This window comes from Mucilaginibacter endophyticus, assembly GCF_003351025.1.
In the GTDB taxonomy this organism is placed as follows: Bacteria; Bacteroidota; Bacteroidia; order Sphingobacteriales; family Sphingobacteriaceae; genus Mucilaginibacter; species Mucilaginibacter endophyticus.
Map to the genome: position 1 here is coordinate 832,721 of NZ_QPCG01000001.1, position 24,706 is coordinate 857,426.

At 41.6% G+C, this 24,706-nt stretch carries 22 protein-coding genes; 10 read left to right on the plus strand and 12 right to left on the minus strand.

Translation table 11 applies throughout. From position 1 onward, the window contains the following. Positions 1-39 precede the first annotated feature (39 nt). Together DUL71_RS03465 and DUL71_RS03470 are read right to left on the minus strand one after the other, a co-directional pair. Positions 40-1,914, minus strand: a complete 1,875-nt coding sequence (locus tag DUL71_RS03465) for a porin family protein (protein WP_114936746.1) — start codon at positions 1,912-1,914, stop codon at positions 40-42. Positions 1,915-1,942: 28 nt separating this feature from the next. After that, positions 1,943-5,035, minus strand: coding sequence for a tetratricopeptide repeat protein (locus tag DUL71_RS03470; protein WP_112567842.1), 3,093 nt, complete (start codon positions 5,033-5,035; stop codon positions 1,943-1,945). Positions 5,036-5,306: 271 nt separating this feature from the next. Here DUL71_RS03470 and DUL71_RS03475 point away from each other — a divergent pair, with 271 nt between their 5' ends. The 3 genes from DUL71_RS03475 (at position 5,307) to DUL71_RS03485 (ending at position 7,558) form a co-directional block, all read left to right on the plus strand. Beyond that, positions 5,307-6,404 carry a DUF922 domain-containing protein gene (locus DUL71_RS03475; protein WP_154402309.1) on the plus strand — a complete coding sequence of 366 codons (1,098 nt, stop codon included), beginning with the start codon at positions 5,307-5,309 and terminating at the stop codon, positions 6,402-6,404. Positions 6,405-6,605: 201 nt separating this feature from the next. Beyond that, the gene (locus DUL71_RS03480; RefSeq protein ID WP_112567846.1) at positions 6,606-7,112 is read left to right on the plus strand and encodes a GbsR/MarR family transcriptional regulator; all 507 of its coding nucleotides are present in this window, start codon (positions 6,606-6,608) and stop codon (positions 7,110-7,112) included. 74 nt (positions 7,113-7,186) lie between these two features. Continuing rightward, a complete protein-coding gene (locus DUL71_RS03485) occupies positions 7,187-7,558 on the plus strand; it encodes a hypothetical protein (RefSeq protein WP_114936748.1) in 372 nt (123 codons plus the stop codon). 70 nt (positions 7,559-7,628) lie between these two features. On the opposite strand, the gene DUL71_RS03490 is transcribed toward DUL71_RS03485, so the two are convergent. Both DUL71_RS03490 and DUL71_RS03495 read right to left on the minus strand, forming a co-directional pair. Continuing rightward, on the minus strand, positions 7,629-7,994 hold the full coding sequence (locus DUL71_RS03490) for a response regulator (RefSeq protein ID WP_114937461.1): 366 nt from the start codon (positions 7,992-7,994) through the stop codon (positions 7,629-7,631). A 1,088-nt stretch (positions 7,995-9,082) separates the two neighbouring features. Further along, positions 9,083-9,439, minus strand: a complete 357-nt coding sequence (locus DUL71_RS03495) for a response regulator (protein ID WP_112567852.1) — start codon at positions 9,437-9,439, stop codon at positions 9,083-9,085. A 350-nt stretch (positions 9,440-9,789) separates the two neighbouring features. Here DUL71_RS03495 and DUL71_RS03500 point away from each other — a divergent pair, with 350 nt between their 5' ends. The 5 genes from DUL71_RS03500 (at position 9,790) to DUL71_RS03520 (ending at position 15,122) form a co-directional block, all read left to right on the plus strand. Then, a complete protein-coding gene (locus tag DUL71_RS03500; RefSeq protein ID WP_114936749.1) occupies positions 9,790-11,106 on the plus strand; it encodes a GntT/GntP/DsdX family permease in 1,317 nt (438 codons plus the stop codon). 14 nt (positions 11,107-11,120) lie between these two features. Then, positions 11,121-11,933, plus strand: coding sequence for an alpha/beta fold hydrolase (locus tag DUL71_RS03505; RefSeq protein WP_114936750.1), 813 nt, complete (start codon positions 11,121-11,123; stop codon positions 11,931-11,933). Between the two features lie 108 nt (positions 11,934-12,041). Further along, entirely contained in the window at positions 12,042-12,392 is a 351-nt protein-coding gene (locus tag DUL71_RS03510; protein WP_114936751.1) for a hypothetical protein, read from the plus strand. Between the two features lie 144 nt (positions 12,393-12,536). Beyond that, positions 12,537-13,754 carry a BamA/TamA family outer membrane protein gene (locus DUL71_RS03515; RefSeq protein ID WP_114936752.1) on the plus strand — a complete coding sequence of 406 codons (1,218 nt, stop codon included), beginning with the start codon at positions 12,537-12,539 and terminating at the stop codon, positions 13,752-13,754. A gap of 108 nt (positions 13,755-13,862) precedes the next feature. Further along, the gene (locus tag DUL71_RS03520) at positions 13,863-15,122 is read left to right on the plus strand and encodes a multidrug effflux MFS transporter (protein ID WP_244228692.1); all 1,260 of its coding nucleotides are present in this window, start codon (positions 13,863-13,865) and stop codon (positions 15,120-15,122) included. A 132-nt stretch (positions 15,123-15,254) separates the two neighbouring features. Here the strand turns inward: DUL71_RS03520 and DUL71_RS03525 are convergent, their stop codons facing one another. Together DUL71_RS03525 and DUL71_RS31860 are read right to left on the minus strand one after the other, a co-directional pair. Beyond that, on the minus strand, positions 15,255-15,662 hold the full coding sequence (locus DUL71_RS03525) for a hypothetical protein (RefSeq protein ID WP_114936753.1): 408 nt from the start codon (positions 15,660-15,662) through the stop codon (positions 15,255-15,257). A gap of 162 nt (positions 15,663-15,824) precedes the next feature. Next, a complete protein-coding gene (locus tag DUL71_RS31860; protein ID WP_154402310.1) occupies positions 15,825-15,986 on the minus strand; it encodes a hypothetical protein in 162 nt (53 codons plus the stop codon). A gap of 286 nt (positions 15,987-16,272) precedes the next feature. Here DUL71_RS31860 and DUL71_RS03530 point away from each other — a divergent pair, with 286 nt between their 5' ends. After that, positions 16,273-18,162: an SPFH domain-containing protein gene (locus tag DUL71_RS03530; RefSeq protein WP_114936754.1), complete on the plus strand. Its 1,890-nt coding sequence runs from the start codon at positions 16,273-16,275 to the stop codon at positions 18,160-18,162. 532 nt (positions 18,163-18,694) lie between these two features. Here DUL71_RS03530 and DUL71_RS03535 read toward each other — a convergent pair. The 3 genes from DUL71_RS03535 to DUL71_RS03545 form a co-directional block, all read right to left on the minus strand. Then, positions 18,695-19,249 (minus strand): DUF1572 family protein, encoded by a 555-nt coding sequence (locus DUL71_RS03535; protein WP_114936755.1) that lies wholly within the window; start codon positions 19,247-19,249, stop codon positions 18,695-18,697. Between the two features lie 93 nt (positions 19,250-19,342). Continuing rightward, positions 19,343-19,840, minus strand: coding sequence for a hypothetical protein (locus tag DUL71_RS03540; protein ID WP_114936756.1), 498 nt, complete (start codon positions 19,838-19,840; stop codon positions 19,343-19,345). Continuing rightward, positions 19,824-20,318, minus strand: coding sequence for an RNA polymerase sigma factor (locus DUL71_RS03545; RefSeq protein ID WP_161964364.1), 495 nt, complete (start codon positions 20,316-20,318; stop codon positions 19,824-19,826). Before DUL71_RS03545 ends, DUL71_RS03540 begins: the two co-directional genes overlap by 17 nt. Positions 20,319-20,546: 228 nt before the next feature. Between DUL71_RS03545 and DUL71_RS03550 the strand changes: the two genes are divergently transcribed. Then, positions 20,547-21,713, plus strand: a complete 1,167-nt coding sequence (locus tag DUL71_RS03550) for an acyltransferase family protein (RefSeq protein ID WP_114936758.1) — start codon at positions 20,547-20,549, stop codon at positions 21,711-21,713. Between the two features lie 285 nt (positions 21,714-21,998). On the opposite strand, the gene DUL71_RS03555 is transcribed toward DUL71_RS03550, so the two are convergent. From DUL71_RS03555 to DUL71_RS03565, 3 genes are read right to left on the minus strand one after another with little or no spacing between them, the layout of a single operon-like run. After that, entirely contained in the window at positions 21,999-22,988 is a 990-nt protein-coding gene (locus tag DUL71_RS03555) for an MlaD family protein (protein WP_114936759.1), read from the minus strand. A 30-nt stretch (positions 22,989-23,018) separates the two neighbouring features. After that, complete coding sequence (locus DUL71_RS03560; RefSeq protein WP_114936760.1) at positions 23,019-23,792, minus strand: ABC transporter ATP-binding protein; 774 nt, start codon at positions 23,790-23,792, stop codon at positions 23,019-23,021. 11 nt (positions 23,793-23,803) lie between these two features. Beyond that, on the minus strand, positions 23,804-24,613 hold the full coding sequence (locus tag DUL71_RS03565) for an MlaE family ABC transporter permease (RefSeq protein WP_112567880.1): 810 nt from the start codon (positions 24,611-24,613) through the stop codon (positions 23,804-23,806). Positions 24,614-24,706: the final 93 nt, after the last annotated feature.

Consider the following 24,706-nt stretch of genomic DNA (forward strand, 5'->3'; position numbering starts at 1 on the left):
CGGTAAAAATACGCTAAATTTTAAAACATCAAACAGGGCTTAAAACGCGTAGCCTACACCGCCAAATATATTAAATCCGTAGTTAGGGTAGTACAACCAATTTTGGTACGAACTGCTCAGGATATTATTAGCCTGTGCAAATACCGAAAACCTGCTATTGATTCTGTATTCAACACTGCCGCTTAGGTCGCCAAAGCCCTTAATTGGTTGTTTAACCTGGCTGTAAGCCATAGGGGTACCCGGCGCAGTACCTGGTACTATTACCGATAACCTGTCGGTAGTTGAACCGCGGATAAGTAATGAACCGCTAACGGTCAGTTTGCTGTCGATATGTATTGAAGTACCCGCGGTTAATAAAAATTTAGGCAGGTTCCATGGTTCGTTTTCTGATGCCAGTTGATAATCTTTTATTTCAACACGGCCGAAAATATTAAAGTCGTCGGTTGCTTTAAAATCCAGTTCGCCGTTAAAGCCGTTTACACGGGCTTTTCCATCGTCATAAATAACCGTGAATTTGTTGCCTTCGGCTAAGAAATTACTCACCATTAAAGGCATGTTTTTAATGCTGTTGCGATAAACGGCAGCTTTAAAGCTTAAGCCCGGAGCAAGGGTGCCTTTTAAACCGGCGCTGATATCCAGCTGATCAACTGAGTTTTTGATGTTGATGTTTTGGCCAAGGAATGGGTTGATCATGGCAAAATCATGCAATGAAGAACGGTTTACATCGCCTTTGGCTTCAACAAACAGGCGTACATATTTAGGGATTACCTGTACTTCTAATTTAGCAGCGGGGAAAATGTAAAATTTACCAAAATCGCCAAATTCTTTAACAATGTTAACACCTGCATCTATCTTATAGTTATCGCCCTGGAATTTGATGTAAGGGTTAATCCTTGCTATATTGTTACCAAGGTTGTACAGGCTATCTTTCTGAGTGGCTAAATCTAATGATCCACTTAAGCCGGCGTAAAATTGTTTAACAGTTTGGTTCAGGAAGCCTGAGATCACGATATTGTTTTCACGTGCGTTGTAAGCATTGCTGAAAGCATAGCCTTTTAGTTTTACGGCATAGGTGAAATCATTTTCAACGTCTTTATAGTTTTTTGCCAGTTCAACCTCACCACTAATGGTGTTGAAATGCTGTTTGGTTGGCACAAAATTATTGTCAGGAGCATCCTGGTTATAACCGTAAAAATAGGTGCCTAAACGGTTGTAGTTGATACGACCTGAAATGTTGTTATCGCCAATAATGCTTTTACCAAATACACCAATGTCATCGCGGCTCTGGGTTTGTTTTTGCAACGAACCTGACTGCGACAGGTGCTTGATAAAACCGCCAAATTGTAAAGCCTCGTCACGACCGTTTGCAAAGTAACCTTCGCCATAAATGCTTTTCAGGTTTCCGAAACCAACTTTAGCATAGTTGTTGGTTAAGATCGAATCCTGCTCAGCCGGTCTTTTCATTGGATCCAACTGCCTGATTTCGGAATTTTGCTCCTGGCGTTTATCAAGCGGGGCATAGGTTAATGGCGCTTTAAACGGCACTTTATCTTCCAGATCGGGATTACGACGGATTTTTACTGCATCGGCCAGTACCGGTTTATATGCTGTAGTTACTACAATCTCTTCTGATAAGCTACCACCATTGGCAGCGTTATTAGCGTTATTGCCACCACCTTTTTTGGTTGTATCTGCCGCGGCTTTTGCAGCAGCATCACCTAAGCCTTTGCTATCTGTAGCTTTTTTTGTTACCGGTTTGGGAGCGGCCTTTTTAGGCGCTGGTTTGGCAGCCGGTTTCTTAGTAGCGGTTTTTACAGTTGCTTTCTTCGCGGGTTTCTTTGTTTGTGCCTGAGCAGGAACAAAGTATAATGCTATTATTAAGGTAAGCAGCGTATATGTGTATCTTGAGTTCATTGCTTGTCTTTTTTTATATTACTCTTTGTTACTGTTTGTTAGTTGTATCTGGCTGGGTAGTTTCTTTTGTACTTGCAGCAGGTGCCTTGGTTTTGCGGCCACTCAGTTTATCCAGTTTTTCTTTAGCAGTAGGTAATATGTCGTCATCGGCTTTATAGTTATCAATGATACTTTGCAAGGTTGCTTTTGCCTGGAAGCTATCTTTTAAGCCCACATAGGTGTCTGATAACAAAATGTATGTTTTGGCAACCCAGTAATCATAGTTTGGCATTTCTTTAGCCAGGTCAAAACACATTTTTTGCGCTGTTTTGTACCGGCCTTTTTCATATTCAATAAGGGCAAGGTTATAACGGGCTTCGGCAGCGGCAACAGTTTTAGTGTTTGTAGCGGTATAAGTAAATTGCTTAACAGCAATGGCGGTATCGCCGGTTGCCAGGTAAGCTTTACCTTCATAAAGTCCGGTTTTAAATTTATCCTCCTGCGATGTTTTGTCGTTGGTTTTAACCAGTTCGGCATATTTTATAGCATCGTCGGTCATCAACATTTCCGAGTAACAATACATCAGGTTGGTGATGGCGAAGGTGTAGTCGGCCTTGTATTCGGCATTGGTTTCCAAACGTTTCAGGAACACAACGGCTTCGTTATATTTCTTTTGCTGCATGTATAGTTTAGCCATGCTGATCAACGCTTTTTCACTGTAAGCGCTGGTCCAGTCGTTCAGGATCACGTTGTAATCAACAACAGCCTCGTCTGTGCGACCTAATGCGGCTAAACCTTGCGCACGGATAAAACGGGCTTGTTTTTCGTAGATCTGTTTGCCCGGGAATTTATCAAAGTAAGCATTAACGGCGCTTACAGTACCTTGCCAGTCGCCTTTAAGGTAAAGGTTATTGGCTGCAGTGATCATGATGCTTTCCTGATCAGATGTGGTATAGTTACCGATAGGAGTAGTGCCTGCATAGTTAATAAACGTTTGGGCATCGCCTTTATCGGTATAGATCTTTTCTATCTGTTTTAAAGATTGTTTTGCTTCATCGGTTGATGAATAATCCTGAACTACTTTTTTAAATGACTCAACAGCCAGATCATCATTGCCGGCGTTATAATCAATCAAACCAATAGTAACCAATGCACGTGGCACATAGCTGCTGTTAGGGTATTTCTGGATCATGGCCTGCAGATCTGTCTTAGCTTTCTCTCCGTCAGTTTTCAGGAAGTAAGTGTAAGCAATCTCGAACGACGCGTCATCGGCATAATCAGAGTTAGGGAATTTGTTCAATACATCATTTAAAGTACTGATTTTGGTATCTAACGAGCCCTGTAAACCCTGGATCATACCACGCTGAAACAACGCGTAATCTTCGCCCTGGTTGTGCATGGCTATAATACGGTTGTAATAGGTCATGGCATTACCATAGCTCTTCATTACAAAGTAGCTATCGGCCAGGCGGGTGATGGCGTCGTTTTGGGTGTTCGCGTCTTTTACATCACCCTGTAAAAACTTCTCAAAATAAGTAGCTGCTTTTTTATACTGTTCGTCGCCAAAGGCAGCGTAAGCTAATGCATAGTTTGCATAGTTAGATACATCTGTTTCTTTAGCTTCAGGCATGCTCAGGAACTTCTCAAAGGTTTCAACAGATTCCCCGTATTTACGAACTTCGAACATAGCCTCCGCCATCCAGTAATTAGTTAACGCTTCGGTTTTGCTATCAACCGGATCTTTTAACGAACGCAGGAAAATACCTATCGCGTTTTCAAAAGCGCGCTCATTATAAAATTCCAGACCGCGGTAATAAGTAACTTTCTGATACGCTAAACGGGCGCTCTGGTTTTTGTTGGGGATAGGCTCCAGGATCTCCACCGCTTCTTTATAGCTGCGCGAGTTCAATAACTCTTCACCTAATAATACCTTAACCTCGTCAATACGTTTTGAGCGCGGATAGGTAGCCAGGTATAACCTTGTAGCACCTAAGGCCTGCAGGTTAAAGTCAAGCTCGTATGATAATTTGGCGTATTCATAAAGCGCATCTTCCTGTAATTGCTTGTCATAATCCAATTTTGATGCATTAAGGAAAGCGTTACGCGCACTTTGTTTATTGTTCATTTTCAGGAACACATCGCCCAATGTATAGTTACCGCTTTGGCTGTAAACGTCATGCTGCTCAACCAGTTTTTCCAGTTCGCTGGCTGCCTTGGCATAGTTACCTACTTTAAAATAGGTGTAACCCATCTGGTAGCTGTCCTGCGTGTTTTGGGTACGGCCCTGGTCGCGATCTTCAAAGCGGCCATAGTATTTAACCGCGTTATCATAATCGGCCTTGGCAAAGTATGATGCAGCTATGATGCGCAGCATTTCAGTTTCGTTTTGCTGATGTGTGCTGTTCACGATAGGCACCGCGTAGTTGATCACATCGTCATATCGTTTATCTAAAAAGTAAACGGCCGAAATATAATAAGGATAGCTGTTTTCGTATTTTTTAGAGTTTTTAAGCTTTTCAAAGTTTACCAGGGCAAGGTGGTAATCCTTATTCAGGTAAGCGATATAGGCAAAGTAGTAAGTAGCATCTTCGGTAAATTCGGTGCGCTTATTTTTAACTTCGCCAAAAAGTAGCTGGGCGTTTTTGTAGTCTTTTAACTCAAAGTAAGCGTAGCCTTTACGGAATTTATACTCGGTATTGTCATGTCCGTTAAGCTCACCTGCTTCAACCTTATTAAACCACCTGATAGCATCTTCATACTTACCTTGTTTAAAGTATGATTTACCTATCTGGAAAAAAGCCTGTTTAGTAAGCGGGTTTTCGGGATGTTCTTTTATAAACCTCAGGAACATGCTTTCGGCATCATCATTACCCAGATTAAGGGCACAATAGGCTTCGTAATACTGGCAGTTTTCTTTGGTGAGTGATAGCTCGGTTTCAAACTGAGGTTGGGTACTTGTTTTAATTTTGTAAGCTTCAACCAGGCGGAATTGTTCGGCAGCCGAAGAAAATTTTCCTTTGTCCATCAGATCCAAAGCCGCATGATAAGTGCGGTAGATTTGAGTGGAAGGATTTTGCTGGGCTCGTGCTGTTGAAACTAAAAATACGGGAATGAGCAGGGTGATGTATCTTGTTTTGATCATAAAGCGCGTACTAACGATAGTGCGAAAATAGCTAAAGCAAAAAGAGGCTTTTCACATTAGAAATTAACAATTGTGGATAACACTTCTTTTAACGAAGGTAATACTAAAGATAATATCCGTGTGGAAAACTTTAAAATTGTTGAGTATTGCCGTGGCACCGGCAGCGGATAATCAAAGGTAATGATTAAGCGTTAAACGGTGCAATTTATTTGTGTTTTGAGCATTATAGTACCTTAGGGGTAAGGTTCCCCATCTTTTGTTTTTATTAATTATGAATAGCGTTTTTAACAGGGCGGGACTGTGGTTGCCGGTGATTTTATACATGCTTGTGTTTTGTCCGTTAAATTCAAATGCACAAAAAATAAACGCCGAAATTGTTTTAACAAACAGGGCTTTAAATGAAAAAGTAACGGAGTTTTATGTAGCTAATGTTATTGATGACAGGCCCGACCGAAATACTGTTGCCTGGCTATTGCCCACTACTGGCAATTCATCGACTCAAAAATATAAGGTTGATTTTCGGGATGGGGCCGCTGCTGCTATTAAGCAATTTACTGATTATGCCATTCCCGCTAATAAAACTTTGCGCCCGGTTGTTATCCGCGTTAAAAAATTGAGGCTTAACGAAACTGTTATGGCAGATGGCCGTGTAGAAGGGCGGCTGGAAATACAGTTATGGTTTGAATTGAAAAAGGATGAGGGAAATGTGCATTTGATTGATTATCCCGCCGCCACAACCTATTATCGTAATGCAGCGCAGCAGTACGATACCGGTCAACTGATAAGCCGCTCGCTGGAAGCCGGTCTTGAGTTTTTTAATAAATGGATGAATCGTGAAGCCGATACTAATATTAAACTTGCTAAAGCAGTAAGACTAATCTTCAGTGACTATTCGGAACGGCCGGAAGGTGATACTATTTATTATTCAGCAAACCGGCCGCTGACCTGGGATGACTTTAAGGACAAACCGCGAAGTGAAAAGTATATTGCTGAGGTTCTGCCCAGTTTTGGTTACACCGAGCAAGTAGAGGTAGTAAAATCTGTGGTTGTTGTGCGGATAAGTATGCGTGTATTTTTACCTAAAAGTGCCGCCTGGGTGAAGCCGGAAGGCCGAACCAGTTACGCGCTGAATCACGAGCAGCGACATTTTGATATTGTAAAGGTGGTTGCACAGCATTTTAAACAGGCACTTATGGATATGAAACTCCCGGTTGGTAATTATGATGGTTATATTAATGTACAATACCTCGACTCGTACCGGGAGATGAACCAATTGCAGGATCAATATGACGCAGAAACCACCCATGGCACAAACCAATATTATCAACAGGAGTGGAACAGGAAGATAGATGGATGGTTGAGGAATTAGATTTTAGATGTGAGATTAGAGATATGAGACGAAAGAGTAGATCGTTGTTGATAATGTTCTGAAACCTGAATTGTATTAGTTCGTTCAACTTTAGCCTTTAGCCTTTAGCCTTTAGCCTTTAGCCTTTAGCCTTTAGCCTTTAGCCTTTAGCCTTTATTTTCATTTTTTTTTGAAAGTTTAAAAACTTATCTATATTTGTGAATGGAATTGGCAGAGGCAAAGCTGAAGTTTATTGAAGCCTGGGGTAAGCTGGGATCAGAGTGGGGGATAAACCGCACGATGGCCCAGGTGCACGCCTTGCTGATGATTTCGCCGGAAGCTTTGACTACGGAAGAGGTAATGGCTGAGCTAAGTATTTCACGCGGAAATGCCAATATGACCCTGCGTGATTTGATTGACTGGGGACTGGTTGAAAAGCAACACAAAACAGGTGAGCGTAAAGAGTTTTTTTATGCCGAGAAAGATGTGTGGACTATTGCCCGCCGTGTAGCAGAAGAGCGTAAAAAACGTGAGCTTACACCTATTATTAAAATACTTGATCAGTTAGGAGCAGTTGAAGGTGATGCAAAAGATCCGGCTTATAAAACCTTTAAAACAACGGTTACTGATATCAACAAGCTGGCAAACAACGTGAACAAAACATTAGATACTATGCTGAAAGCTGAAGAGAACTGGTTTTTTGGTTCGATACTGAAAGTGTTTAAATAAATTTTTTTTCAGTAATAATTTCAATTTTTACTGAAAATTCTAAATTTTTAATAATAAATAAATCTTAAAATGTCATGAACTACTTTATTTTAACTTATGTGATTTACCTGTTGGTAAGCATTGCATTAACAGTATGGGTTGCCCGGGTGCTGTTTAAAAATGGCCGGATATTTTTGGTGGATATTTTTCACGGCAACAACGAATTGGCCGATTCTGTCAATAAGCTGCTGGTAGTTGGCTTTTATCTGATAAACATAGGCTACATGAGCCTGGCGCTTAAAGAATATAGCGCTATAGGCAGTATGCAGGTTGTAGTTGAGGTACTAAGCTATAAAGTGGGGTGGATAATTTTAATATTGGGTGGTATGCATTTCCTAAACCTTGTCATTTTCTTTAAGCTGCGTAATCGCGCTAAACGGGAAACGGCATTTAATATAAATGTGTAGTTTTTAGTTTTTGTTTTGATTTGACGGGGTGGGCGAGTATTTGCCTGCCCCGTTTTTTTATAATAATATATCAGGCGGCGCTTTTTAATTGTCGGCTTACTGCGCTTAGCAACACGTCAATATCAAAGGGCTTGGCTATAAAGTCATCAGGTGATCCGGCTTGGGTAAGTATGCCCGGGTTATGGCTGGCCGAGATTAATATAACGGGTATATTTTTAGTTTCCTGCTGGTTTTTAAGGGTTTTGCAAAGTTCGCGCCCATCTAAATTGCCAAGCATAATATCAAGCAAAATTAAATCGGGTTCGTGCTGTTTTATACGGTCAAACAAGCTTTTACCTTCAGTCAAGGTCTCAACCTCGTAACCTGAATCTTCCAGTATATATTTTATTATCTCTAAAATATCTTTATCGTCGTCCACCGCTAATATCCGTCGCATAAGTAAAAATAAAAAATGGTTCAGCAAAAAAGTTTGATCTTCAGTAAGATATTGCGTCTTTTCAATAACTAACAATTATTTGTAAGCAAATTTTATACCAAGCGTTATTTATTAATAGCTTGAAATTTTATTACGGATATTTTACGCACTTTATAAGTATAGCATCCTCCCAGGAGTAAAAGCGACTATACAGTTTATTGTACACAAATAAGGTCGGTGTCAAAAAAAACAGAATAATTGGTCATGCGCAGGCAAACGCCTTTTTCTTTTGAAAAGACGAGCCCGAAGAGGCGTGAAGGGGAATTTATAGATTAGCTTTTGTTTATGAAAATGTGTGCTGACTTTTTGCATTTGGCACAAAAATATTTCCTGACTGGTATAAAAAATAACACATTTTTCAAAAACCAACTCCTTTTCATCTGGAAATGATAAGGTTGTCCGCACTTTGAACAGTAGTATCTTTTTCTCGAGGTAACTTCGCTTTCTTCCACAAACTTTAAATAAGACGGATGCAAAATACAATATCCGTATTATTAGAGTGTAGGAAAATATAGAAAAATACTTTTAAGTAGGTAAAAGTTTCTTTTTTTGAAATTTATTAAACTAACTATCTCAATACATACCGTTTGCGCTGACATCTGTAGCACATATATCTTTTTAAAGGAAGGAAAAACAGCAGATTTTTAACAAGAAATCCTCTCGGAACCCGGTTGTCGAGTTCTGACTTACATCTTGGGCATACCGGAGCCTTTTTTAGTTCCGTTTTTTCTTGTTCATTTATCGATAGTACCATAATACAATCAGGGGTTATTGTATTTAACTAATTGTTTAATATTAACTTATATATCAAAGTTAAGATAATTGTCAATATTTTAATCGGCTTGGTGAAATATTGATAAAAGCTTAAATAATAGTCGGAAATAGAGTCTTATTTACAACCGTAGGTTCTTTTTTCTCTTTTTTTTAATTTTTTTATAATTACACCTGAGAAACAGGTTGAGAAGGCAGATAATAAAAGTTAAAAATTATTAACGCAAAGAAGAGAATAAATCGATCTGATGCCTAAAATTGAGAAATTGCCCCTGGCATTAAAGCAGGTTATTAACTTTCTCGACAAGTTCGGCCAGGTCAAAAGGTTTATTGATTATGGCGTCACAACCATAGCTAATTAACTCGCTATCGTTACTAACATAAGCCGAAAAGATAATTACCGGAGTATTGCCAAACCGGGGATGAACTTTAATGTTACGGCAAATTTCGCCGCCGTTTGTGCCGGCGACCCGATAGTCCAGAATAACCAAATCAGGCTCAAAACTTTCAAGCAAGGGAAGTACATCGGTACTTATAGATGTACTTTTAACTTCAAACTGCTCGTAAGTAAGGGTTTCATGAACAATATCAAGGATGTCCTGATTATCATCCAATACTAAAATACGCTTTACCATAATAAAAATTAAAGAAATGAATGCCGAAAAGGTATTAAAGTATGCTCGTTAAAAATACAGAATTCTGTAAATAGTGGTTTGGGCTTAAATCTTAATCGGATAAAACTTTAATGCAAAATTAAAACTATTTTTTATATAATTATATGAAGCCAATAAAAACATGTTGTGGTTCTTATCCTATTGTTTGATTTTTAGGTGAATAATGACTAAAAAGTACCAGTATTACAGCTAATATCGCTATAGTTAAAAGCATTTACCATTTAAAATCTTAAACCCAAATTTTGTTATTACTTTAGTTGGCACCAGAACAGCATGTTGTGGTGTAAAGCCCTAACCTAATATATAACTTAATGGTATTGTTAACTATCCTTTTTTGTATCATCCTATTGGTTTTGCTGGTGAGCCTTATTAAGGTAAACCCCTTTATCGCGTTCCTGATTGTATCAATAATTGCAGGTTTATTGCTGGGTATCCCTATTAATAAAGTAACCGCATCTGTACAGAAAGGCATGGGCGATATTATGGGGCAATTGCTTATCATTATTTGCCTGGGCGCCATGCTTGGGAAACTTGTTGCAGTAAGCGGGGCTGCGCAAAAAATAGCCGGGGTGCTTGTTCATGCCGTAGGCGAAAAATATATTCAATGGGCGCTGGTAGTTGCCGGGTTTATTATAGGTATCCCGCTATTTTACGGCATTGGCTTTGTGCTTATGGTCCCGCTCATATTTTCGGTAGTTTACAAATACAAATTGCCCGCAGTATATATCGGCTTACCCATGCTGGCCTCATTATCCGTAACTCATGGTTTTTTGCCCCCGCACCCTTCGCCATCGGCGTTAGTGGCGTTGTTCCATGCTAATATGGCAACTACCTTTATTTACGGCCTAGCGATTGCAATTCCGGCCATTTTATTGGCTGGTCCGGTGTTTGCCCAGTTTCTTAAAAAAATTCCGTCAGAGCCGCTGGCCACCTTCAGGGCCGAGGAATTACCTGCCGAAAAGCTTCCCGGGGCGTTTAACAGTTTTTTTACCGCTCTGCTACCGGTTTTACTTCTGATGCTTACGGCATTCTTCCCATACCTCAACATTAAAGACCCGGATATATCAAAAGTCGTTACTTTCCTCGGCGATCCTTCAATTGTTATGCTTATAGCCCTTTTGGTAGCTACTTATACCTTAGGTGTAAAACAGGGCAAAAGCATGGGGCAGCTTGCAGGCAGCTTTACCGACGCTGTAAAAGATGTGGCGCTGATATTATTGATCATAGCCGGCTCGGGCGCGTTTAAAGAAGTTTTAACTGCCAGTGGCGTAAGCAGCCAGATAGCATCGCAATTGGAAGCGCTCAATTTACCTCCCTTGCTGCTTGGCTGGGTAATAGCTGCAATTATCCGTATTAGCCTGGGTTCGGCTACAGTGGCCGGCTTAACGGCTGCCGGTATTGTAGCGCCGTTGGTTTTACAAAACCATGTTAATCCTAATTTAATGGTGTTATCTATTGGCGCAGGTAGCCTGGCATTCTCGCACGTAAATGATTCTGGGTTTTGGTTATTTAAAGAGTATTTTAATTTGAGTATTAAAGATACTATCAAATCCTGGTCGGTAATGGAATCACTTGTTTCTGTTATTGGGCTTGCAGGCGTCATGATCATTAATCTGTTTGTTAAATAAAAACTGTACTTGTTATGAAAAAGTCATCGGCAGGTTTATACCTCTTTATTTTGATGCTGATCATGGGCAACTTTGTTAGGGCACAGCAGGTTGCTGCATCCGGCAGCTACTATAACTCGTTTGATGGCGTTAAGATCTATTACGAGGTAAAGGGCGATGGTTTCCCGGTAATATTGGTACATGGCTTTTCGGGGACAGGTGAAGGCTGGAAAAAAGGACAGCTATACAATGATCTGTTGACAGCAGGCTACAAAGTGATTATATTGGATCAACGTGGTAATGGGCACTCAGATAAACCGCACACCGATGCCGGTTATGCCAATGATGCCGAAGCTAAAGACATTATGGGCCTGGCCACCAGTCTGGGTTTGAAGCAATATGATATAGTTGGATACTCACGTGGGTCTATCATTACTTCGCGGGTATTTGTACTGGATAGGCGCGTAAAAAAGGCCGTAATGGGTGGCATGGGCGATGCCTATACTAATCCCGAATGGCCGCGAAGGATTCATGCCTATAAGGCGTTAATGGGAGATACCAGCTTTCATGATGTTGATGGGATGATCAAATACATCCGCAGTAATCCTTTCGATGAACTCGCTTTGGCCTATCAACAAAAATGGCAACCATCTACCAGTAAACAGGAATTGGCTAAAGTTAAAATTCCGGTGCTGCTGATTGACGGAACCGAAGATCATGATAATGGCGACGAGGTTGCCCTTAATAAGCTCATCCCAGGCTCAAAACTGGTCCACGTTCCCGGGGATCATAACAGCGCCAGTCGTACTGCGGATTTTTCAAAAGCGGTGGTGGATTTTCTGAAATAATCTTTGTCAGCTAACCATCAGTTTGTTGGATTTTTAAACAGCTATTTTCAATAACGGCCTGCTATTTGCATAAGTGTATTTGTTAACGCTTATTAAATACATACCACAATGAAAAAGTTAATGATATATATGTGCTTTTTAATTGGCCTGATGCTAACTATCAGTATTAATGCCGGTGCACAAACAACTCAAAAAAAAGGGATCAGCAAACAAGGTAAGGGTGCTATTATTGGCGGTGCCGGCGGTGCCATTGCAGGTGGACTAATTACACATAGTGCCGGTGGCGCTTTGGTTGGTGGCGCGCTTGGTGCCGGTGGCGGTTACATTATTGGTAATGAAGCCCGCAGGCGCGAGGAAAAAAGGCAACGTGCCGCCCGCATTGCGTGGCGCAGGGCACATCCTCACCACCATTATACCACAACCAAAACAACGGTAACTAAAACTACAACTTACCATTAATTTAACTGCTTGTAAAAAAGGCCTGTAATTTTTAATAGTTACAGGCCTTTTTATTTAAATTAAAATTTAGCTAAATTGAAGCGATTGGGATGTTTTATCCGTTATTAACATTATTAACGATCAAACAGCAGGTTTAGTAATACGATGGGGAAAGGATTATTTGTAATTGTTTTATGCTTAATTCCGGCTATGTTGCTGGCGCAGGAGACGGTTACAGATACCGTTATTAGTACTAAAAAAGATACAGTACCGCAGCGGGATGTAATTGATATTGTGCGCTCGCTTTTTAAAATTAAGCCCCGGCAGCAAACCACCGAAAGAAAAAAGATCTACTTTTCTGTTTTCCCTACCTCAACAACAGATGGACGCAGCGGTGGCAAGGCGCTGTTTACCTCAACAACGGCAGGTTTTTACCTTGGCGATGCTGCTACTACCAATTTATCAAGTTTTACTTTCACCCCTTATTTTAATTTAAAAGGCCGATATGGCTTACCTATCCGCTCAAATATCTGGCTCAATAATAATGAGTGGAATATTCAGGGTGATACGCGGCTGATGGTTTACCCGCAATATACCTGGGGCTTGGGCGGTAAGCAGGGAGTGGAAGATAAATTTTTAGTGAACTATAATTATTTCCGCTTTTATCAAAGTGTTTTGAAACAGATCAAGCCTTATTTCTATGCTGGTTTAGGCTATAATCTTGACTATTATATAGATATTGAAAGTAACGGCGATCAGAATTTGCGAAAGTTTACCGGCTATAAATATGGCACAGCTGCTGATCAGGATGCTTTTTCGTCGGGCATTACACTCAATTTGCTATATGATTCGCGCAGAAACTCTATCAATCCATTACCGGGGGCTTATGCCAATGTAGTTTACCGTGTTAACGCCAAAGCTTTTGGTAGCCATACCGACTGGAGATCGTTATACGTTGATATGCGCAAGTACCTGCAGTTAACCAACTCCGGCCCCAAAAATGTACTGGCTTTCTGGGCTTTTTTCTGGACAACCCTTACGCCCCGCACGCCATATCTGAACCTGCCCAGTCTTGGATGGGAGCCTTATCAGCGGTCGGGCAGGGGATTCCCGCAAAGCCGTTACCGGGGCGACAGGCTTGTTTATTTTGAAACGGAGTACAGGCGGGATATTACCCGTAACGGCTTGCTTGGGTTTGTTGTATTTGCAAATGTAAACTCGGTTACTGAGCCTGAAAACCATGCATTTGTATATTGGCACCCTGCCGGTGGTACAGGCTTGCGTTTTAAGTTTAATAAAAAAGCAGGTACCAATATTAGCCTTGATTACGGAGTAAGTAAAAACTTCTCGTCAATAAGTCTTAATTTAGGCGAGGCATTTTAGCGGCTTTAGTTCGTGGATCATAGTTCATAGAGAGAAACCTATGAACGACTGCCTGAACGTTAAAAATCACTACAAACTATAATCTAATATTGCGATGATTCATGGACTATGATCTATGAACCATCAACCATGAACCAAACACGCATGACCAAACAAAAATATACTGTGCTGATCCTGATATTAGGGTCGCTCACAGCCCTTGGGCCTTTTTCTATCGATATGTACCTGCCGGGTTTCAAAGCCATTGCCAAATACCTGCATACAACTACCGACGAAGTAGCATTGTCATTATCGAGCTATTTCATTGGCATTGCAGTAGGGCAGCTGCTTTACGGCCCCCTGCTTGACAGGTTTGGCCGCAAAAATCCCCTGTATTGGGGGCTTGGGCTTTATATTGTATCGTCGATGGGGTGTTTCTTTTCTACATCGCTGGAGATGCTTATCGTGCTGCGTTTTTTCCAGGCGATAGGCAGTTGCGCGGCAACGGTAGCGGCCATGGCTATGGTACGCGATCTGTTCCCGGTTGAAGACAATGCCAAGGTATTTTCATTGCTGATACTGGTGCTTGGTGCATCGCCAATGCTTGCGCCTACTGTGGGTAGTTATATTACCGCGGCGTTTGAATGGCAGATCATCTTCCTGGTGTTAACCATTATAGCGGTACTGATACTGCTGGCCGTGATATTCTGGCTGCCTGAAAGCTACCAGCCCGATCCGTCGTATTCTTTAAAACCGGGACCTATAATTGGTCACTTTATAACAGTTTTAAAAGATGCGCAGTTTGTAACGTATGCCATAGGCGGCGCGTTCGCATTTGCGGGGCTATTTGCCTACGTCTCGGCATCGCCAATTGTATTTATTGAAGGTTTTAAAGTAAGTGAAACCCAGTTCGGGTGGATCTTTGCCGGGCTTTCGGTTGGTTTTATCGGCTCAAGCCAGTTAAACAGCGTGTTAATCAAGAAATACAAAAGCGAACAAATGATCGGCGCAGCTTTGATTTTTATGGTAATAATTTCAGCCGTGTTTTTTATAGGCTCATTAAATCACTGGTTTGGAATAGCTGGCACTATCGCTATGATATTCGGCGTATTATGCTGTATAGGCATCGCTGCGCCAAATACTTCCGCATTATCCCTCGCTCCGTTTACAAAAAATGCAGGTTCGGCTTCCGCGATATTAGGCGCATCGCAGATGGCCGTGGGAGCGCTGTCATCTATTGGTATCTCGGTGATAAAACAACATAGCTCGCTGCCAATGGCGGCTGTTATGGTTAGCTCATCAATATTGGCGCTTTTAATTGTGTTTATAGGCAAACGGTTCATCAAACACAAGGTTGAAGCCAGCAGCGATGTTATGGTGGCGCATTAAGAATAAGAACCTTGATTTTCCTGATTACAGGATACACATGAATTAAAAATTACTTGCAAACGCTGCCGCAAGGCTGTGCCTTGTGGCCTGCATGCAGAATTTACGCCATGTATGTTGATTTCCTGATTTCGCTTAAAACTTGCTTGCTCTTAACGCTGTAACTTTTGATCCTTCGGGGCCGGTGCTTTCAAATATTATTTTGTTTTCGGTTAACTCAGATATGGTAAAAACAAAGTTGCGGGTTTTTCCATCGGGCAGTTTCTCGGTTACGTTCATGTTACTGCCATCAAGGGTAAACGTTCCGTGCGAGAGAAATTTGCCACCCCAAACTATCAGGAACTTCATCTCGGGGGTGAACTGAATATAAGGCACAGCTTCATCTAACTCGGCTTTTTTCACAGTATCCGGCGGACTGGCATTTGGATGTTCAATTTTTACATACTTCCATTTGCCGGTAAGCGTAGTAACTGAAACTGTTGGTTTGCATGATGTCAGAAACAGCATCACGGCTGCAAACAATAAAAAGCCTTGTTTTATCATAACATAAAATGTTTGGATAAAACTATACAATTGCTTTTAAAATTGGAAGCATAAACCAAGAGAGTGAGATTGAAATTTACTATTTCAAAAGCCACATGGTTCCTATATCAGGAAGTGAAAAACCGCACTTGTGACTCCTGACTCAGAACTATCAACTTTATACTATTTATTCTTAACTCTTTTTCTTGCGCGTTCTTCGGCTTGTTTCACTTCATCTTTTTCACTTAATGGGCCTTCGGTTTTAAGCTCTTTTGATTTTTGTGCCCCGGTTTTAGTAGTACCTGCCTTGCTACCTTCTTTTTTGATGTCATCAGCGGTGTTCATGGCTTTATAGTTAAGTTTATATTAAACAATCTGTATTGGTTTAACTACGCCTGTTGTTAAATGTTTTTATAAAAATTGATCTAAAATTTACTTTCTGTGTATCAATTAATTACATGGATTTGACGTGCCACGTAAAATATTTTTAATTTTTTTCGTAACAAAGCATAATTGCAACTGTCTTAATGACACTATATAGCCAAGGTACTCTTCCAGGTAAGCTATAAGTATTGTGAGGGCCCGCACCTTAAGGGTTCCGTTAAAAAAATCAAAAACAATCTTTAAAAAAATGGACAATCTAATTGTTAGTCTGTGGTGGGTTATACCTGTCATAGTGTTATTGCTGATGTACAAATTTGTTTTGCGCGTATTTTGCGGCATGGTCATCGTTCCTGATGACCGTATTGGCCTGGTGATCAAAAAGTTTGCCTTAACAGGTAACAGCCGATTGCCAGATGGCCGTATCATTGCTACACAAGGGGAAGCCGGTATGCAGGCCAAAGCGCTTGCTCCGGGCCTTTACTGGAAGATGTGGCCATGGCAGTATACCATAGTAATGCAACCTTTTACCATCATTGAGCAAGGCAAACTGGGCCTGGTAAAAGCTAAGGACGGTGCGTCATTTGATACCGGCCGTGTATTGGGCAAACCGGTTGAATGCGATAAGTTTCAGGATGCCATTGCCTTTTTGGATAATAAAGGTCAGAAAGGTCCGCAGGCAGCTTTTCTTACCCCGGGTAGCTATCGTATCAATGCCTTTTTATTTGAAATCGAGATGGTGCCTATTACCCAGATCCATGAAAACAAAGTGGGTATTATTACTACCCTCGACGGTGAGCCGCTGAATAAAGGTGAAATAGCCGGCGAATCGGTACATGGGCATAAAAACTACCAGGATCCTATAGCTTTCATTAATGCCGGTGGCCGTAAAGGTTTGCAGGAGGATGTGATACTGGCCGGTACCTATTACCTTAACCCTTGGTTTGTGAGTGTTGAGCAGGTAGATATGATCTATATACCTATCGGTTATGTGGGCGTCGTGAACTCGTTCGTAGGGCCGGAAGGCAAGGATACCAGTGGTGATAACTTTAAGCACGGTAATATTGTTAAACGCAACGAAAAAGGTGTTTGGGATGAGCCGCTCGACCCTGGTAAGCACCCGGTCAACATTTATACCCATGCTGTTGAGATTGTGCCAACAACCAATATCGTATTGAACTGGGCCGATAGCCGTACCGAATCGCACGAGTTAGATAAAAACCTGTGTACTATTACAGTAAGGTCAAGTGATGGTTTTACCTTCAACCTTGATGTGTCACAAATTATTCACGTGCCACGTAACGAAGCACCAAAAGTGATTGCAAGGTTTGGTAAAATGAAAAACCTGGTATCGCAGGTATTGGAACCAACTATTGCCAACTACTTCCGTAACTCGGCCCAAAAAAGTGATGTGATCGGCTTCCTGGCCAATCGTATCCAAAGGCAAACAGATGCCCGCGAACACATTGGCCGCGTGTTGGAAACCTATAATGTAATTGGCGTAGATACCCTGATAGGTGATATTGTACCTCCGGCAGCGCTGATGAAAACCCTTACCGACCGTAAGTTGGCCGAAGAGGAAAAGGTTACTTACGAGATACAGCGCCATGCGCAAATTGAACGTAAGGAATTTGAAAGTGCCCGTGCCGGTGCCGATATGCAGCCCGAGGTAGTAAAATCAACCCGCCAGGTTGAGATCAATACCCAGATGGCCGCTTCAAGGGTTGCCGCCTCGAAAGGTGAGGCCGAAGCTAAAACCATCAACGCTAAAGCCGATGCCGAAGTAAGGATCACCATAGCCAAGGCTGATGCCGAAGCTAAAACTGTGAACGCCAAGGCTGATGCTAACGCTACAGAGGTTAACGGTTTGGCCGAGGGCGCTAAGATCAAAGCCATAGGTTTATCCGAAGCAGAGGTTACTAAACAAAAAACCGAAGCCATGGGTACCGAACAATATGCTATAGTGCGTGTGGCCGAAGCTTTGGCCGCTGCGGGCATCAGGTTGGTACCTGAAATATTGGTAAGTGGTAAAGACGGCGGTAGTGGCGGTATGATTGATGCCCTTATAGGCACCGAAATGCTAAAAAAACTGCAGATCGAAAACCAGGGCAAAGGCGACGCCAACGCTAAAGGCGAATAATTGAAATATCCGTCTGCATAAAAATTGTAACTGGGTTATGTAATCCTTACAAATTATGCATCATGGCGAAGGTTTGTGATTAGAGATTTTTGAGGGAGAGTACATATAATTTCAAATCCTAAACCTTTTGTTGAAGAGAAATCAGAAGTTGGAGATTGGCGCTTAGTAGCCATCTTCAAATCAAGATAAAGCGTTCTTTATACCTAAACCTTATTTAAAGACATCAGAGGTTGGAGGTTCGGGGATTAGCGGCTGCGATAGCATCTGGTTTCACGAGCTAACCGTACTGATGATAAATTGACGAGGCTTTTAACCTAAACCGATCAATTGAGCAAAGGTATTCCGCGAGGGAATGCCTTTTGTGTTTTATGGTAATTATTTTTTAAGCCCTGTCATTTCGACGAACCGTGTAGGGAAGTTGGGAGGGGGGAGGAGAAATCTTATACGCTATGTTTAAAGTTTGCATGGTGGATTTGCAAGGCGTATAAGATTTCTCACTCGTTCCTCGTTTCGAAATGACAATTTTTAGCTGTTACTTTTCATCCGTAAAATGCACTTTCCGTTTTTCCTGGGCAAATTTATCGGCATTATAATTTTCAGATTGGCCCCTGGGTATTGATAACGAGCGCCAGTTTTCATTGCAGAGCATCTTCCCTAAAAAAACGATCTGACCAACGTGGTAGGGGTAGTGCGCCAATTGGCGGTTAATGGCTTCTATAACGGTATGCCCCTGGTTACGGATATAGATGATCCTGTCAAGATCATTAACAGTTAGCGCGTCGAGTGTATCAAAAAGGCATTTCCAGCCCCGGTTCCATGTATCTAAAATAACGCCACGGGTAGGTGTACCGGTGGCAAATTCGGCCTCGCGGTTACGGGTTGGTTTTTCTCCGTCGGTGGTGAAAATATCCGTCCAACGGGAAACCATGTTGCCCGACAGGTGGTTCACGATCATGGCAATACTGTTCGATTCAGGGTTGTACTGCCAACTCAATTGCTCGTCGGTAAGTTGTTCAAACGTTTTTTCGCCCAGTGATTTGTAATAGGCGAACTGCTTTTTTACGCTGGTTATATAATCGTTTTCCATAAGTTAAAGTTAGCGTTAATAGGTAATAAAAAAGGCACCCTTATGGATGCCTTCAATATTTAAACAAAGGGACGGAATTCTAATCTCTGGTCTCTATTTCTTTTTCAACTCCCTGATCTCGGTTTTTAATTCCTGCAATTGTTGTTGAGTTTGACGGTTTTCGAGGTAAAAATATATCGCGAAACCTAAGAAAATCTTTCCTAATACAAACACAGCGGCAAATACCCAGCGCCATGATTTATGCAGGCGCATGTGGTTTGATTCAGATTCAATGGAGATGAACTGATCTGGCTGAACTGTTCTTTCATAGCCATTATGTCCATGATCTGTCCGGAATTTTACAGGCTGCGCTGTGTAGGTGTCCCGGCGAATGAGGTCATCAATTTCATTGTCAATCTTATCCCAAATTCCCGGAGGAGGAGCAATGGCCATATTGCCGGCAATTCTCTCCATATCTATTTCCAATTGTTTAAGAGCTTCATCTACTTCAGGGTATTTCGTCTTCATGTACATCAGCTCTCTCACTTCCTCGTCGGTAGCCGCGCCCATTACAAAAACTTCAAGTATGCCACTATCAATGTACTCTTTCATTGTTTCCCCTGGTTCTGATAATGATAAAACACTCTTTTAACGTTTTTCTTATTTGCTCTTCCGAATTATTGAGCTCTTTGGCAATATTTGATGTTGTTTTACATTGATAATAAACACCAAGAAAAACCTGCTGTTGCAGTGATGTCATCAATGCTATATGTTTGTTGTTAATCCTTGACATATTTTGCCAGGCCTGCCGGTCTGTTTCATTATCAAAGGTTTTAAAAAAAACAACCAGCTTTTGTCGTGCCATGATCTGCAGGCGACAAAGTGCATTTACGCCGGTTTTTGAAAGTTCCTCAATCTCGTTTGGAACATCATTAAAAACAGCTTGCAGGTATTGTTCTGCTACCTGTTTATCTTGTACCACCTCATGAATATACCCCAAAAGCTTTGCCGCGTAACTGTTATATAAGTTTCGGACGGCCGCCAACTTGCTCTGGGCCATGGATGCAGATATTGGTAACTGCGAGTTCAAATCAGGGGTCAATTAAAGTGGTATATTTTTAGTATTCAACGAAATATATAAAAATTATGTTACAAATTAAAGTAAAATTGTGCAAAATGTGTGAAGCTGGCGAGGGTATTTCACATTCCTGTGTGTTGTATGTGATTGTATAGTAGTTTACTAGGACGTTGTTCGGGAGTGTAACATGTAGAAATCTTTGCTGTCTTATAAATCGAAAGATACACAGCAAATTAATCTATGCAGTTAAGTGATACCCCATCCGCTGAAAATAACGTCAAATATTCGGCAACCTCGAAGTTGCTTTACATAGATAATTTAAAAATCGCACTAACTATCCTGGTGGTATTGCATCATGCTTTTATCACTTATGGCGCCCCCGGAGGCTGGTACTTTGCCGATAAAACCACGCATACAGCGGCACTTATTCCCATGACGCTGTTTGTTGCCGTTAATCAGTCGTTTTTTATGGGATTTTTCTTTTTTATTTCGGCCTATTTTACAGCGTCGTCATTACAAAAGAAAGGTGCTACGCGTTTTACTGCCGATAGGTTAAAACGTTTAGGAATTCCGCTGTTATTTTATTCGTTTATCCTGTCGCCGGTGTTGAGCTATATTGTTTATCGCTTTGCAGACGGTCATCAAATTAGCTATCTCCAATACCTGAGTGGTTTTGATGGTTGGATAGATTTTGGAGTGCTTTGGTTTGTGGCTGCATTACTGTTATTCAGTTTGGTTTTTGTACTGATGGATTCAATTACAAAAACACAAAGGCAACAGTCCCAAAAAGCGCCATCCGCTTTTGCTATTATCTTATTTGCCGGTGGATTAGGGGTAGCCTCCTATATTGTACGCATAGTTTTCCCGGTAGGGTGGGTGCTCAAGCCTGTCGGCTTCCAGTTAGGGCATTTTCCGCAATACATGGCCATGTTTTGTATGGGGATAATGGCGTCACGAAGCAACTGGCTCAGCAGTTTTAATCTAAAAACAGGCCGGGTATTTGCCTGGCTGGCAGCTTTTATGATTTTAATCATGTTTCCTGCGCTTTATTTTGTGAAGGAAATTACCCACAGTTCCATCGCTACCTTGAGCGGAGAAGGGCACTGGCAGTCGTTAATGTATGCCTGTTGGGAACAGTTTACAGGTGTGTTTATTATGGCTGCATTATTGATTATTGCAAAGCACAGGTGGACAAGGCAATCAGTAACGGGTAAAAGCATGTCACGGGCTGCATTTGGAGTATATATTTTTCACCCGTTAGTGCTGATCTCTTTATCAGTTATTGCTATAGGCTGGCCAATAGATCCGGGCTATAAATTGTTGATTGTTGGTCCGCTGGCAGTTGCCGGTAGTTTTCTGTTATCGGCGATGCTGGTGAGGATACCCGGCGTAAATAGGGTTATATGATCCGATATTGGACAATGTATGTGCGTAATCGGACATTTTAAGAACTTGTATTTTATTTAAAGTTCTGATTTTTAATTATTTAAAACAATGGCACGATATGCGTGTATAGTAAGATACAGGGTGAGATTTACCTGATTTAGTTGATCGATATCAGTGAGATGTTGTCGAGACTGCGTTCCGGGGTGAGATACGGAACGCATTTTGTTTTTGTATCTCACCCTAAAGAGTGAATTTAAAAGATTTTAAATTTAGAAGTCTCCCCTTCCGGGGGAGATTTAGAGGGGGTTATTGCTTACCTTTTAAACTATCAGCTTTTGCTTTATCACGTTTTTTGAAAAAGCCGCGTAACAGAAAGTTATGCTGAGCTGCCTCAAGATCATCGTTTAATTTGATAGATGCCGCCTGCAGGTTGTTAATGGCTGATTGTGTTTGTACTGCCGCTTTCGGATCGTTTAGCAATACGCCAAGGGCATTATCAGTGCTGTTAAGCTTGTTGCTTGCCTTGGTAAGGTTATTGGTAAGCGTTGATGCATTTGCCGCAGTTTGCTGTAGCTGTGTTACCGCTTGTTTGATCTGGCCGAAAGTAGCCGTGTCTGTTAGCATTTTATCGGCAAGGCCACCTTTGGTATTCATTTTACGGCTAAACTGATCAAGTTGTACCGCCATTAAAGCAGCGCTTTGGGTAGTGGCCTGCAGGTTGCGCATAGCGCCACGTAGCTGTATAGCCATAGTACTGTCGGCCAATAAAGCACCTACGGTACCTTTGCCTTGCAGTATGTTGTGGCTTAATGATTTAAAATCATTGGTGATGGCTAAAAGGTTTTGGTTGTTATCCTGCAGGGTTTTAAGCATATCATCGGTCGAGAGCATTTTTTCAGATTGCAGTACATCGCCATCTTCAATTACCGGGGCTTGTGCAGTGCCGCCTTCTATTACGATGAGTTTATTACCTATTAAACCATCTGAACCAATTTTGGCCATCGCATTTCGGCGGATGTATTGTTGGGTTGCCTCGTCAACATTCATATTAACCTCAACCTTTGATGGGCCAATGAATTTGATAGCGCTGATGGTGCCCACCTTAACGCCCGAAAACCAGATGGCGTTACCTTTTTTTAAACCGGCAACATCGGTAAATATGGCGCTTAACTTTATATTTTTAACAAAGGCCTTTTGCTGACCACCCAGGGTAAATACGCCCAATATGAACAATATAAGGCCGAGTGCCAGGAATATGCCTACTATAATTGATTTTCTGTTTTCTGCTGGATCCATATTAATGGTATATATCTTATCTAAATGTTGTTATTCAATAAAGTTGTAGTCGTAAAAAGGTTTCACCCGGCTATCGGAGGTATTAAATACCTCTTCAAAAGTGCCGGTACGCTGAAACTGTCCGTCTAAAAGCATAGCAATCCTGTCGCCGGTTTGTTTGGCGCAGGTAAGGTCATGTGTTATGATAATGGACGATGTATTATAACGCTGTTGTACCTCGTTGATGAGGTCATTAATTTCGATACAGGTAATAGGATCAAGGCCGGCAGTCGGTTCATCATACAGCATGATCTCGGGATTCAATATCAGTGTACGGGCAATACCAATACGTTTACGCTGACCACCGGATAGCTCAGACGGCATCTGGTTAATAGTTTGCGAAAGCCCTACAGCGTCAAGTACAGTTTCAACCGAAGTGTTAATCTCTCCGCGGGTAAGGTTACGTTTGTTACGTACCAGCGGAAACTCCAGGTTTTTACGTACGGTCATACTATCGTATAAGGCACTGTTTTGGAATGAAAAGCCTATCCTGATGCGGAGTTTCTGTAGATCATCCTCGGTAACGTGGGCGATATCCTGTCCAAACACCTTTACCATACCTTCGTCGGGCTTAAGCAGACCTGATATGATCTTGATCAACACCGATTTTCCGGTACCCGAACGACCAAGCACAACCAGGTTCTCGCCCTGGTAAAGGTCAAGATCGATACCGCGAAGTACGGCATAATCCTGGAACGCTTTTTTTAAGCCCCTGATGCTGATAACCGGGTTGTTATGATCTGCCTGTACTGCTGCTTTCTTCATATCTCAGTTAATTAGCGGAACCAGCCGGTTATCTGTACAATAATAACTTCTTCAATAAATACCAGGAACATAGCGGTAATTACCGCGCCATTTGCCGCTTTGCCCACACCCTCGGTGCCCTTGTTTGAGTTATAGCCCTGGTAGCATCCAACAATACCAATGGTAAAACCAAATACAATTGATTTGATTAGCGATGCCACAAAATCGGTAAAAGTGAGTGGTTCAAAAACTTCCTGGATAAAAGTTGTCCAGGTGGTACCCTCGTTTTGGGTAACGTTTAAATAACCGCCAAACAAGGCCACAAAGCCGGTATATGTTGATAAAATAGGAATGGTAAGCGTGGTAGCTAAAACGCGGGTACATACCAGGTATTTAAATGGTTTTGTACCCGATACCTCCATGGCGTCTATCTGCTCGGTTACCCGCATAGAACCCAGTTCGGCGCCAATGCTCGAACCTACTTTTCCTGAAGCAATAAGCGCTGTAACCAATGGCGCAAGCGCACGCATAATGGCAATAGATACCAGCGAAGGTAGCCATGACTCGGCACCAAATTGCGATAATGACGGTCTTGATTGCTTGGTAAATATCACACCAACAATAAAGCCTGTAACGGATATCAGTGTAAATGAACGTACACCAACCTCGTAACACTGGCGTACAACTTCTTTAAGTTCAAAGGGTGGTACAAAGGCCTCTCTAAAAAAGCGAAGAATAAATTTGTTAATATTATAAAGCGTCAAAAAAAAGTCGCTCAGGCTTTGTTTAAGCTTCGCTAATCTTTTGTTTGTGTGCTTTGGTATGCTTTGCGTATTGTCCATTCAATAGGTACTTGTATTAATATACGGTTACTTCTACAAAACCCGGCCTGAGTTTGTTTGCCGTAATCGTTTTATTTGATTGAAATACTTTTT